This window comes from Allobosea rubneri (genome assembly GCF_032464875.1).
GTDB lineage: Bacteria > Pseudomonadota > Alphaproteobacteria > Rhizobiales > Beijerinckiaceae > Allobosea > Allobosea rubneri.
Genome location: NZ_JAWDID010000031.1, coordinates 23,017 through 35,303, shown reverse-complemented (window position 1 = coordinate 35,303; position 12,287 = coordinate 23,017). Strand labels below are relative to the sequence as shown.

Genomic DNA, 12,287 nt, shown 5'->3' with positions numbered 1-12,287 from the left:
TTGCGGCCTCTCGTTCAATGCCGCCGCGTCACTGCGAAAGGTTGGTCATGGGCTCCCAGCCCTGACCCTTCCAGACGCTGACGACACCGCGCAGATCGACCTGCCCCTTGTCGTCGAACAACCTGCCATCGGGCTGGGCCGTGTACTTCGTCGTCAGCGCCGGGACATCCGCGAGTTTCAGTTCGCCCATGGCCTTGTTGACCGCGGCGTTCTCTATCGAACCGGCTTTCTCGAAGGCGGCCTTGAGGATGTGGACGGCGTCGAAGCTCAGACCGGTCAGCTCGCCCGGTCCCTCGCCGAACTTCGCACGATAGGCGGCGTCGAGCGCCTTGGCCTTTGCATCGCCGAGCTTGACGTAGTCCTCGGTGGTCGGCGGGATGCAGTTGAACACGCCCTCCATCTCGCTGGCTGCAATGTTCTTCAGCACCGTCGAGGGCGGCGAGACCATCTCCCAGACGACCTGGCCGGTGAAGCCGAGCTGGCGTGCCTGCTTGGTGATGAGAGCGCCTTCCGCCGGATAGCCGCGGATCAGCAGCACCGCCGGGTTCTTGCCCTTGAGATTCGTCAGCGCGGCAGAGAAATCGGTGTCATTGAGCTTGTAGTATTCCTCGCCGAGAACATTGGCGCCGAGGCCCTTCAGATCCGCCATGAGCTTGGACTGCGAGCCCATGAAGCCGGCATGAAAGCGGTCGGTCATGACGGCGACGGAGCCGAACTTGCGCGCCTTGAACAACTCGACCACGGCGATGTTGTAGCCGCTGACCGTCGCCTGGTTGCGGAAGATATTCTTGCCGTTGGTCAGCTCATCGGCGATCGAGCCGTCGATGAGCTGCGTGACCTTGTCGCTGCGCTCGATGATGGGTTTGAGGGCCGGCGCGACGCCGCTGGCGAGCGGGCCGATGATGTAGCGGACATCGGCCGCCATGAGCTTGCGCAGTGCGGCAACGCCGACGGTCGGGCTCGCCTGATCGTCTTCCGTGACGATCCTGATCTTGTAAATCGTAGCGCCGACCTTGACGCCGCCGGCGGCGTTGATCTGCTCGGCAGCGAGGTGGATGCCCCGGCTCTCGGGCAGGCCGTAGAAGGTTGCCGGGCCGGTGATCGGGTGAAGATCGCCGATGGCGATCTCCTGAGCCTGAGCGATGGACGGGCCGGCCCCGAAAAGGCCGGTAGCAAGGCAGAGCGACAGCGTCGTGACGAACGTCTTCATTGTCTTTTCCTCCCTTTGTTATGGCTATGCATAGGGCCGACTGGTCCGTGGCTGTTCAGGCCGCAGCTTCCGCCAGCTTCTTCTTGATCTCGTGCTTCTTGATCTTGCCGGCCGGGGTCTTCGGCAATTCATCCATGAAGACGATCTGCCGGGGCGCCTTGAAGCCGGCGATCTTGCCGCGGACGTAAGCGATGAGGTCTTCCGCGCTGGCCGCGCCCGCGCTCTCGGGCACGATCGCCGCGACGACGCGCTCGCCATAATCGTCGTCTGGCAGGCCGAAGACGGCGCAGTCGCGCACGGCCGGGTGAGAGATCAGCGTCAGCTCGACCTCCTTGGCAAAGATGTTCTCGCCACCGGAGCGGATCATGTCCTTCTTGCGGTCGACGAGATGGACCAAGCCCTTCTCGTCGATCCGCCCGAGATCGCCGGTATGCAGCCAGCCACCAGCGAAGGCTTCGCGCGTTGCCTCGGGACGGTTGAGATAACCGCTCATCAGTGCAGGCGAGCGGATGCAGATCTCGCCTAGCTCGCCCTGCGGCACCTCGTTCATGTGCTCGTCGAGCAGCGCGACCTGCGTGCCCGGCACCGGCCGACCTATGGAGAGCGGCTGGTCGAGCGATTCCTCCGGCCGGTTAATGCAGATATAGGGGCCGCCCTCGGTCAGCCCGTAGGCGTTGGCGATGCCGATCCGTGCAGCGCCGCGCTCGCGAAAGGCCTCGACGACCTTCAGGATCAGCGTCGAGGGATCATAGTTGGCGTAGGCGATGAGCTTCATCGAGCTCATGTCGCTTGTTGGCCAGGCCTTGGATTCGACCATCTGCCGCAGCACCAGCGGCACGCCGAACATGCCGTTGAGCGCGTGCTTCTCGATCGCCTGCACAGCGCTTTCGGGCTCGAAGCGCTCGGCGATATAGGCCGCGCCGCGCTGCATGAAGTACAGCTTGAGATAGTCCCAGGCGCCGGTGTGGAAGAGCGGCATGTAGCAGAAGAAGCGCTCGGAGCGCTTGATTCCGAACACGGGCAGCGCATTGAGCGCATCGAGAACCGTGCGGCGATGCGAGATGATCGCACCCTTTGGTCGGCCGGTCGTACCGGAGGTGTAGAGCACGAGATGCGGATCGTCCCAGCTCGTCGCGCTCGAGACCGGCCTGTCCGCCGTCATCGCCATCATCTGCGCGAAGGTGACGACGCCATCCTGCTCCGGACCGCGCAGCACGATCTGCGGCCGGTCGGCCAGCGGCTCGATGGCCTCCAGCGCCAGTGCGTGGAACTCGGAGCTGGTCACGACCAGCCGCGGCTGGCAGTTGTTGAGGATGTAGGAGATTTCGCTGGCGCGCAGCCACATATTGACCGGCACCAGCACGGCACCCATCCCGGCCAGCGCATAGCCGAGCAAGACGTATTCGTCGCTGTTGCGGTCGAGCATCGCGACGCGGCTGCCATGGCCGATGCCGAGCGCGGTCAGACCCTGCTGGATGCGGGCCATGTCGGCGCCGAACTCGGTCCAGCTCCGGACGCGGTCGCCGAAGATCAAAGCGGGCTCGTCCGGGGCCCAGCGGATGTTGTCGGCGACGACGTCTCCGAGGAGATAGGGCAGGCCGGCGATCTCAGGCTGCACTGAAGCCTCCATCGACCATGACGGTGGAGGCGGTGGTGAAAGAGGACCAGTCCGAGCACAGGAACGCGGCTGTGTGCGCGATGTCCTCCGGCCTGCCGAGCCGACCGATCGGCAGAACGGTCGGCCTGGAGTGCTGCAGCGTCCTCTGCGTCATCGGCGTCTCGATGACGCCGGGGCAGATGCAGTTCACGCGGATGTTCTTCGGCCCGCATTCGATGGCGAGCGCGCGCGACAGCGAGAGAACGCCGCCTTTGGAGGCCGAGTAGGCGTTGAGCTTCTCCCAGCCGGTGACCGCGACGACGGAGGCGACCGTGACGATGCTGCCGCCACCACCTTGCTTCTCCATCGCGGCCACCGCCGCGCGGCAGACATAAAATGTGCCTGTCAGGTTGACCGCGATGATCTTGTCCCAGGTCTCGTCGGTGACGCGCGTGATCGGCCCATCCGACGACGGCCGCCAGATGCCGGCGCAGTTGACGACGGCGTCGATGCCGCCGAGCGCCGCGCTTGCAGCCTCGAAGGCCTCCTCAACGGAGGCTGCGGAGGCGATGTCGCAAGCGCGGCCGACATGCCCCGCACCCAACGCCTCCGCCTCGCGACTGGCTGCTGCTTCGTCGAGATCGAGGATTGCGACTTTGGCTCCGGCCTCGGCACAGATGCGAGCGACGCTCGCACCGATGCCGCTAGCGCCGCCGGTGACGAGGACGCGCTTGTCCTCCAACATCGATGTCACTTGGTGTTCCCTCCGTGGCAACGTCCTTTTCGGACGCGTTTTCTTCGGCGCGCTTCATGCGCTGCCTGGCCGCTTTCGGCCGCTTGGTCGCTTTTCGGCTTTCGGCGCCTTGGCGACACCGTCGATCACCATGCCGCTGAGTTCGCTTGCGATCTCCTGCGGCGTGCGGCCGGAATGGACCGCCCAGCGATGCACGGTTGAGAGCAGGCCGAGGATCGCGAGCATCGCGATTTTCGGATCCTGCGTCCGGAATTCGCCGGAGCGCTGGCCATCCTCGATGATGTGCTGGATCCAGTTCTCGAAAGCGCGCTCGCGCGTTGCGAGCGACTTGCGCGACGCTGCATCGAATTCGTGGCGCTCGCGCCAGAAAATCGTGAGGAAGCGGCTGTTCTCGATGTTGTAGAGAACCTGCAATTCGACGAAGCGCCTCAGGCGATCCGTCACGTCGTCCTGCGAGTGCGCAAGCGTTTCCTGCGTCTTGAAGAACTCGACAGTGACGTCCTCGTAGAGCGTCTCCAGCAGGTGAGATTTGTTGCGGTAGTAGTGGTAGATCGCCGGCTTGCTGACCCCGCACGCGTCGGCGATGTCGTTCATCGAGGTAGCGCGGAAGCCCTTGCTGTCGAAGAGCTCCAGCGCGCGCTCATAGACGACGCGGCGGACGCTGTCGGCGCGGCTTCCATCCGCTCCCGCACGCGGAAGCGCCTTGATCGGGATCGATCGAGACATCTTGCCTTTCCTCGCGGCCCGGTCTGTCGCCGAGCTCCATGCCGATACATTACTTACCGGTCGGTAAGATTGTCAACATGGCCGTCGTTGGCGTGTTCTGAAGGGCCATAGGAGCATTCCTGGAAAAATGGCCCGCCGGGTAGGGCCTTGCGTGGATGCGCCACAAGCGGGCATTGTGCGACCGCCTGATTCCGGACGTTTCCGATAAAATCAGTCCTCTCTTCCCGTGATGCTGACGGCCGATCTGCAACGGCGACCAAGAGCTAGGGATAAAGCGCGCAATTCTATTCAATGCGACCCAATAACTTGCCGCGAGCCTGAAAGAAGCTGGTTGTCTGATCGTCGAAGACGAGCCCCTGCTCCGGATTGACGCAGCAGACTTCATTGCGGAGCCCGGCTTCGAGGTGGTCGAGACTGGCCATGCTGACAAAGCCCTCACCATCCTGACGAACCGCCATGAAATCGTGGTCGTGTCGCGCCCGGTGAAGCCATCTGCCGGCGAGTGTTCGCTACCTTAAGAAGCCTTATCGGTCAGGCGACGAGCTGGAGGCCTTTCAAACGGCGGCCTGACTAGTCGGCAATCAGCGTCTCGGGGTACGAAGCCAACCCCGACGATTTCGCCCGCGGAATCCGAATGAACTTTGGCCGACGACGCCAGCCTCATCGTCGCGTACCCCTGCCAACGCTGATGACGCTCTCAGTCAGCACCGAACCAAAGCCCCGGTCTTGGGCGCAACATTTTGGCGACCGACGCAGGTCAATGCGATACGACAGCGAAAGCGAGTGCCAGCGCTGCAATAAGACCGCCATAAGCGAGCCAGATCGCGTATCGGCTCAAAAGCCAGATCCTGTATAAATTCCAGTGTGAGATGACGCTTGTCATTGTGATCTCCGAAGTCCTGTTAGCGGGGAATTTTCAGTATTCCCGAACTGCCGGCTCGAAGTCAGTGTTTGGCGGATTCTCGGCTGACGATGCATTCCGCAAGGTCCGCCGAGCGGCTCCCGACAATGGTTGCCAGCCTCGATGCGAAGCCGATTGACGCAGAACCAGTCTCAGAGGCTTTCGACCATGCGACCGGCAAATGTCAGATGGTCCGCGCCGATCGAAGTGATCCTGATATGGCACCGCCCACCGTCGTCGGTCTCCAGCATCAGAACGCCTTGAAGGTCGGCAAGAGCCAATATGTTGGGGTCGCAGATGAGCTTGCCAGATCTCTCTTTCGACATGTCACAGACCATCTCCGCACGCTGTCCTGTCTTCGTGATTAGACGAGCCATGGCTCAAAATCCTTCTGCGCGAGGGCTGAAAGCCGCATGGGCATCGGAATGATGAGCTGCCAACTCCGGCAGGTCCCTACACGGCTCACTCGAGACTCCAATATGGCTACTGAAACCACGATCGATAGAGCGTCGTAAAACTAAAATCAACAATCTGCCTGAGAAAACAAAATAATAATCCATGATATCAGCACTTTAAAGCAATTCTTGATAAGAAAAAATTCTATGAGAACAATTCTCGGCGTGAGTTTTAAAATAAATCTTACTTGATGTCTTGTTTCAGGCTGAATTCGTCCCATATCCAGATCACGATTCCACGGCAATGAGATCGCTGATTGCGAGCGACGGGCGGCTGCCTGGAGCGCCTTACCGTGTCGTCAGAAATCTCTGACGCTTCAGGGGCGCACCTTAGGAAGGAAGCCGTCGTGACCAGTCGCACCACGCAGATCTGCGTACATTTTTCGTTCCCGTTTCTGCTGCCCGGTTTCGAGGCACCTCTGCCCGCCGGGGAGTACCGGGTCGACTACGACGAGGAAACAATCGAGAGCGCTTTCAGGCTCGCCTGGCGACGTGTCGGCGGCTTTGTCCATTTGCCGGCTATCGGAGCGGCCGGGTCTTTCCATCAGATGGTTCCGGTCGAGCCGGCTCACCTCGCAGCGGCCCTTGAAAAAGACCGGCAGCTGTCTTGACCGTCAGGACCTGAGTGCCGCGGGCAGGAGCCCGGCCGCTCTCGGGGAGGCAAAGCCGCTACCGGCGCTGCCTTTCGACGATATCCATGCCTCGACCGCCCCGCCGCAGCAGCGTTCGACAACCCGGTCGAACTGTCGAAGCCCGGCGACTTTGGAGTTTGCCATGGCTCTTGAACTGGTTCGCTTGCAGGCCGTCCCAAAGCCTTGGGGCTCACGTGATCTCCAGCCCTGGAGTGGGGTCGATCATCATGGCGCCGCCATCGGCGAAATCTGGTTGCAGCGCCTCGATCCTGCTCTTGATCCCGCCTTGCTATTCAAGCTGCTGTTCACGAGCGAAGCTCTCTCGATCCAGGTGCATCCCGATGACGACGCTGCCCACGCGATGGGGCTTGCACGCGGCAAGACGGAAGCCTGGTACGTGCTCGCAGCCGAGCCCGGCGCCACGGTGGCAGTCGGCCTGAAGTCGTCACTCTCACGGGCACAGCTGCGAGCCGCAATCGAGGACGGTTCAATCTGTCAACGCCTGTCCTGGCGAACCGCTGTTGCGGGGGATGTCATCTTCGTACCGGCAGGGACTATACACGCGATCGGCCCGGGCCTCGTGCTCGCCGAGATTCAGCAGCGCAGCGACACGACCTTCCGCCTGTTCGATCACGGTCGCCAACGCGAGCTTCATATCGAGCCCGGTGTTGCTGTCGCCCATGTCGGACCGGCCGCAAGACAGGCGCCGACGCGGCGTTTGAGTGATGCCAGGACGCTGCTCCTGGCGACCGCGTTCTTCAGCTTCGAGCGCTTCGAGCTTGCGCCCCAGTCGCTATGGGAACTCCGCGCGCAGGCCGAGACTTGGCTGCTGGTAATCGCTGGAGAGGGCCGGATCGGGCCGTGGCGCGCGCAGATGGGCGAAGGCTGCTTCGTGCAGGCTGAGACCACGCATCTCGCCGCCGGGCGAACGGGCCTGACCTGCCTCGTCGCCTATGATGCCGCCTTGCCCAGCCATGACCTTCTTCGGCCGATTGCAGTCCGAAATGCGACCGCCCCGGCCGTCAGCACGATTCACCGGCCTCTGCTGCTCGCCGCGAGGGCGAATACGCAGATGCCAACCACAGAGGCACGAGCATGACCGCACTTCACCGGATCGCCTTCATCGGCAACTCGCTGCCACGCCGCTGCGGCATCGCGACCTTCACCACCGATCTGCAGCAGGCGCTGGCCGCATCGGCCCCCGATCTGGTGACATCGATCGTAGCGATGAACGATAGCGACGGGTACGACTATCCGAGTTCCGTCGGGTTCCAGATCCGCGATGACCGAATAGAGGACTATGCGCGCGCTGCCGATTTCCTGAACGAGGGCCGGTTCGACGTCGTCTCGCTGCAGCACGAATTTGGCATCTTCGGCGGCGAGGCGGGCGCGCATGTCGCCGGATTGCTCTCACGCCTGACGATGCCGGTCGTCACCACGCTCCATACCGTCTTGTCAAAGCCGAGTCCGGCGCAGCGCGGCGTCATGGAGCGGATCGTCGACGCCTCGTCCCGTGTGGTCGTCATGGCGGAAAAAGGGCGCGACATGCTGCGCACCATCTATCGGCTTCCCGCCGACAAGATCGAGGTGATCGCGCACGGCATCCCCGATTTTGCTTTCGTCGAGCCGGACGAGGCCAAGGCCAGGCTCGGCTTCGCCGGCCGCTCGGTGATCCTGACCTTCGGGTTGCTCTCGCCCAATAAGGGCATCGAGGTGATGATCGATGCGATGCCGTCGATCCTGAGACGCCGGCCCGACGCCATCTATGTCGTCCTGGGGGCCACCCACCCTCATCTCGTCCGCGAGCAGGGCGAAGCCTATCGCATTGGCCTGCAGAAGCGCGTCCACGAGCTCGGCATCGAGGATCATGTCGTCTTCCTTGACCAGTTCGTCGATCGCGAGACGCTGCTCGGCTTCATCGCGATGTGCGACGTCTACGTGACGCCTTATCTCAACGAGGCGCAGATGACCTCGGGCACTCTGGCCTACAGCTTCGGGCTCGGAAAAGCGGTCGTCTCGACGCCGTATTGGCATGCTCAGGAACTGCTCGCCGATGGCCGCGGCGTGCTGGTGCCGTTCAGCGACGTCGTCGCGACCGGCGACGAAATCGCAGGATTGCTGACCGACACGATCAGGCGACAGGCCATGCGCCGGCGCGCCTATGCCAGCAGCCGGTCCATGACCTGGGAGCAGACTGCAAAGCGCTATCTCGCCACATTCGAGTCGGCGCGGCGTACCCGTTTGCTGAACGTGATTGCTGGGACAGCGCAGATAAGACCACCCCTTCAGCCATCCGCACCACCGGAGCTGCGGACGGACCATCTCCATTGCATGTGCGACGACACTGGCCTCTTCCAGCACGCCGTCCACTCTGTGCCGGACCGCGCGCATGGCTACTGCGTCGACGACAACGCCCGGGCGCTGCTTCTGTCCTGCCTTCTCGGAAGCGCCGGCGAGCAGCACCTGTCCGAGCCTCTGACAGCGCGGTTCGCCTCCTTCGTCCAGCATGCCTGGAATCCGCAGGCGCAGCGCTTCCGCAACTTCATGAGCTTCGATCGACGCTGGCTCGAGGAGGTCGGTTCGGAGGACAGCCATGGCCGGACGCTCTGGGCTCTCGGCGAATGCGCCCGCAGCGACATCAGCCCGACACGGCGGCGCTGGGCCGCCGCGTTGTTCGCCGAGGCCCTGCCCACGGTCGATAGCTTCCGCTCGCCCCGTGCCTGGGGGTTCGCCCTGCTCGGCCTGGACGCCTACTGCACCGTGGTCGCGGCGCCGTCCTCCACCGTCCGGCTGCGCTCCTTGCTGGCTGACCGTCTGCTCGCCCTGCTGTCGACGGTCGAGACGCCGGACTGGGTCTGGTTCGAGGAAGTCCTCTCTTATGACAATGCCCGATTGCCGCAGGCCTTGATCGCCACCGGGCGTTCGATGCAGGTTCCCGCCTATGTCGGGGCCGGCCTGCGCTCGCTGCGCTGGCTGGTCGAGGTGCAGAGCACGCCCGCAGGTCAGTTTCGGCCAGTGGGCTCGGAGAGCTTCGGCGACAGGCTCAGCCCGCCCAAAGCGTTCGACCAGCAGCCCCTGGAGGCCACGGCGACCATCTCAGCTTGTCTTGCTGCCTGGCGCGCCGATGGCGACACGCAATGGCGGGCGGAGGCGATGCGCGCTTTCGCCTGGTTCATGGGCGAAAATGATCTGTCGACCCCGCTGGTCGATCTGGAAACCGGCGCCTGCCGCGACGGCCTGCACCGTGACCGGCCGAATGAGAACCGCGGCGGGGAATCCGTGGTATCCTACCTTCTCAGCCTCGCCGAAATTCGCCAACTCTCCCGCATGACCGGGGACCGCCCGAAACTGGCGCCGCTTCGGGTCCTGCACGCCTGAGCCTTTGGCGATCCGCCCAAACTCAATTGAGGCCGCCTTGCCGCTAGCCACCTTCCTGAACCGGCAGGCCTTGCACCTGCACCCTGATCCCGCCCGGGTCGTAGTGCGCCGCTTCGGACCTTCGCCCGATCCACGCGACATGAACCCCAGAGACAAACTCCGGGCGAACCACATCGTCGCGCGTGTGATGGGACTTGGCCAAGCGGCGGCGGCCAGCCAGCTCGCCGAGGTGTTGGAGAACTTCAACGGCCGGCACCGGAACCTGCTCGAACGCTTCGAGGCACGCACCGACGAAATGGAGGAGGTGTTCACGGCGCATGGCGAGTTCACCAGCACGCAACGCCAGCTGATCGGATCCTATTTCCTGCACGAGTATTCGTTCGAAGCCGCGGCGCTTTTCAACCCGAGCATCGTCTCGCATCCCGACCAGTCCGGCGCGCCGCCTGGTGGACGTCGCTTCATTCTAAGCGTACGCGCCGTCGGCGAGGGGCATATCTCGTCCCTGACCTTCCGCTCCGGCACGATCGCCGCCGACGGTAGCTTGAGCGTCGATCCGACCTCGCGTCTCGCGACGATTGCGACCTTCCGCAACCGCATGGTCCGTCTCGATGGCGACGACGTCGAAGTGGTCTTCGCCTCAGACGGCGACATCAGCGAGCGGGTGATCTTCCCGATCACGGCGTCGCAGTCGAACGGGATCGAGGATGCCCGCTTCGTCGAATTCGACGAGGACGGGCGAACCGTGTTCCGCGCGACCTACACGGCCTATGATGGCAGGGGGATACGCTCCGAGCTGATCGAGACCACCGATTTCCTGTCGTTCCGGATGTCGCCGCTGCGAGGCAGTGCGGCGGTGAACAAGGGTATGGCGCTGTTCCCTCGCAGGATCGACGGCCGCTACGCCATGATTGCGCGGCAGGACAACGAGAACCTCTATCTCGTCTATTCGGACGACTTGATGAACTGGGACGGCGGCGTCGCTATCCTGAGACCGCAATACCCCTGGGAGTTCATTCAGATCGGGACCTGCGGCTCGCCGATCGAGCTCGACGAGGGCTGGCTGCTGTTCACCCATGGCGTAGGACCGGTGCGACGCTATGCGATCGGCGCCGTTCTCCTCGATAAGCGTGACCCGTCGAAAGTGCTTGCGCGCTCACGCGAGCCCCTGGTCCGACCGGCACCGTCCGAGCGCGAGGGCTACGTCCCCAACGTCGTCTACACCTGCGGAGCGATGCGCCATCGGGACCAGATCGTCCTGCCTTATGCGGTCTCCGATACCTACTGCAACTTTGCGACGATCAGGATCGAGGCACTGCTGCAGGCCCTGAGCCCCATCACCGCGGATGAGACGCACGATTTGCGGCGGGACGCCCGTCCCTGAAAGGAACATAAAAATGACCCAGCATGAATCAGTGACCCAACGCTCGATCGAGCCGGGGGACGTGGTCCGGCTTTCCTTCGGCTTCGCCGATCGATCCGGTGCCGGCGAGTATGAGGTTGTTCGGATCATGCCGACGCGCGCCAACGGCGAGCGCGAGTACCGCGTTCGCGGAGCCGACGGCCATGAACGGGCTATCGGGCATGATCAAATCGTTTCGGACAGCTTCGGGGCCGTGCTCAGCCCTGTCGGGCGACGAGCGCTACAGTATTGATTTCATTCCGCAAGCCGACACCCTCCGGAGAAGGCAGATGGTCAAAAACTCGAGATCCCGCGCGGCTGCAGAGGCCGCGTTCCTGAGGACACAAACCCAATCCTTGTCGCGCAATCGCGTAGTTTCTGAAACGGAGAGCATCAACCATGCGCGCGACGCCAACACAGCCCGCTTGAAAGCGCTGCGACTGCAGAAGGAAGCGGCCGAGCGTGCCGCTGCAGAATCAACGTCGCCTATGATCAAGCGCGATCGGATTGTTTGACTGGCGCTACGTCGATTTGGGAGCACGCGACCAAAAGACCATGGACTGGCTAAAGCCTGCACCTTGAGCCTGTGGGATCGCGGGCATCGACCGATGGAGTTCGCTTGGACATCGACGTCACACAAAATCCGAATGGAACTGGTTGCTGACCGATCTGCTCGGTCGTGACATGGGCTATGTCGAGGACAGCGGGGCGGGCAAGTTTACGGTCCATCCGGCAGGCCACGCACTGAAAACAATGGAGAACATGCGGCGGGGCCCCTTCAACTCCCTCGATGACGCGCTGGCCGAGATCGAACGCTTTACGCGGGGGACCTGCCGGCGATTGTGTGCAGATGAAAGATCTGGTCGGAGTGACTGAGCAAGGCCAATCGGCCCGGCTTGGGCGCGGATCAAACCGACCTCGCGCCAGCCCCCCTTACGCGTCGCTTGAGCGGCGTGCCATCCGGAAGGTCGATCAACGTTGCTTTTCGCGAAGCCTTGACCGGATCGGAGATCGGAAGCCCCGAAAGCGCTTCATCAATATGGCGCCCTGCCACCGATCGCGCCTGCCGCTGTTGCCGCTTCCTGACGATGTTGCTCGGCGCGTCTACGGGGAGCGACAGCTCCATGTCATGGTCTACGTGCGAGCCGTCCGCGGCCTCGGACTGATTGGCAGGCAGTGTCGGTGGAATGGTCCTGGAACTGATCATGACGAGCCAACCATTGCCCGAGTCGTTT

Annotated in this window: 13 protein-coding genes; 7 read left to right on the top strand and 6 right to left on the bottom strand. The window is 63.1% G+C overall.

The window, feature by feature from the left end:
- Positions 1–28: 28 nt before the first annotated feature.
- The 6 genes from RKE40_RS18860 to RKE40_RS18835 form a co-directional block, all read right to left on the bottom strand.
- Positions 29–1,210, bottom strand: coding sequence for an ABC transporter substrate-binding protein (locus RKE40_RS18860; protein ID WP_316019762.1), 1,182 nt, complete (start codon positions 1,208–1,210; stop codon positions 29–31).
- Between the two features lie 55 nt (positions 1,211–1,265).
- The gene (locus tag RKE40_RS18855) at positions 1,266–2,828 is read right to left on the bottom strand and encodes a class I adenylate-forming enzyme family protein (RefSeq protein WP_316019761.1); all 1,563 of its coding nucleotides are present in this window, start codon (positions 2,826–2,828) and stop codon (positions 1,266–1,268) included.
- Positions 2,818–3,552: an SDR family NAD(P)-dependent oxidoreductase gene (locus RKE40_RS18850; protein ID WP_316019793.1), complete on the bottom strand. Its 735-nt coding sequence runs from the start codon at positions 3,550–3,552 to the stop codon at positions 2,818–2,820. The genes RKE40_RS18855 and RKE40_RS18850 overlap by 11 nt, the downstream gene beginning before the upstream one ends.
- Before the next feature lie 63 nt (positions 3,553–3,615).
- Positions 3,616–4,287, bottom strand: coding sequence for a TetR/AcrR family transcriptional regulator (locus tag RKE40_RS18845; protein WP_316019760.1), 672 nt, complete (start codon positions 4,285–4,287; stop codon positions 3,616–3,618).
- 284 nt (positions 4,288–4,571) lie between these two features.
- Positions 4,572–4,745, bottom strand: coding sequence for a hypothetical protein (locus RKE40_RS18840; RefSeq protein ID WP_316019759.1), 174 nt, complete (start codon positions 4,743–4,745; stop codon positions 4,572–4,574).
- A 595-nt stretch (positions 4,746–5,340) separates the two neighbouring features.
- Entirely contained in the window at positions 5,341–5,565 is a 225-nt protein-coding gene (locus tag RKE40_RS18835; RefSeq protein ID WP_316019758.1) for a hypothetical protein, read from the bottom strand.
- Between the two features lie 425 nt (positions 5,566–5,990).
- Here RKE40_RS18835 and RKE40_RS18830 point away from each other — a divergent pair, with 425 nt between their 5' ends.
- From RKE40_RS18830 to RKE40_RS18800, 7 genes are all read left to right on the top strand, one after another.
- The gene (locus tag RKE40_RS18830; protein ID WP_316019757.1) at positions 5,991–6,254 is read left to right on the top strand and encodes a hypothetical protein; all 264 of its coding nucleotides are present in this window, start codon (positions 5,991–5,993) and stop codon (positions 6,252–6,254) included.
- Positions 6,255–6,417: 163 nt separating this feature from the next.
- On the top strand, positions 6,418–7,374 hold the full coding sequence (locus RKE40_RS18825) for a class I mannose-6-phosphate isomerase (RefSeq protein WP_316019756.1): 957 nt from the start codon (positions 6,418–6,420) through the stop codon (positions 7,372–7,374).
- Positions 7,371–9,653, top strand: coding sequence for a glycosyltransferase family 4 protein (locus RKE40_RS18820; RefSeq protein ID WP_316019755.1), 2,283 nt, complete (start codon positions 7,371–7,373; stop codon positions 9,651–9,653). The genes RKE40_RS18825 and RKE40_RS18820 overlap by 4 nt, the downstream gene beginning before the upstream one ends.
- A gap of 139 nt (positions 9,654–9,792) precedes the next feature.
- Positions 9,793–11,034 (top strand): glycoside hydrolase family 130 protein, encoded by a 1,242-nt coding sequence (locus tag RKE40_RS18815; RefSeq protein ID WP_390893434.1) that lies wholly within the window; start codon positions 9,793–9,795, stop codon positions 11,032–11,034.
- A 13-nt stretch (positions 11,035–11,047) separates the two neighbouring features.
- Complete coding sequence (locus RKE40_RS18810) at positions 11,048–11,305, top strand: hypothetical protein (RefSeq protein ID WP_316019753.1); 258 nt, start codon at positions 11,048–11,050, stop codon at positions 11,303–11,305.
- Between the two features lie 37 nt (positions 11,306–11,342).
- Positions 11,343–11,567, top strand: a complete 225-nt coding sequence (locus tag RKE40_RS18805) for a hypothetical protein (protein ID WP_316019752.1) — start codon at positions 11,343–11,345, stop codon at positions 11,565–11,567.
- A gap of 142 nt (positions 11,568–11,709) precedes the next feature.
- A complete protein-coding gene (locus RKE40_RS18800) occupies positions 11,710–11,928 on the top strand; it encodes a hypothetical protein (RefSeq protein WP_316019751.1) in 219 nt (72 codons plus the stop codon).
- Positions 11,929–12,287: the final 359 nt, after the last annotated feature.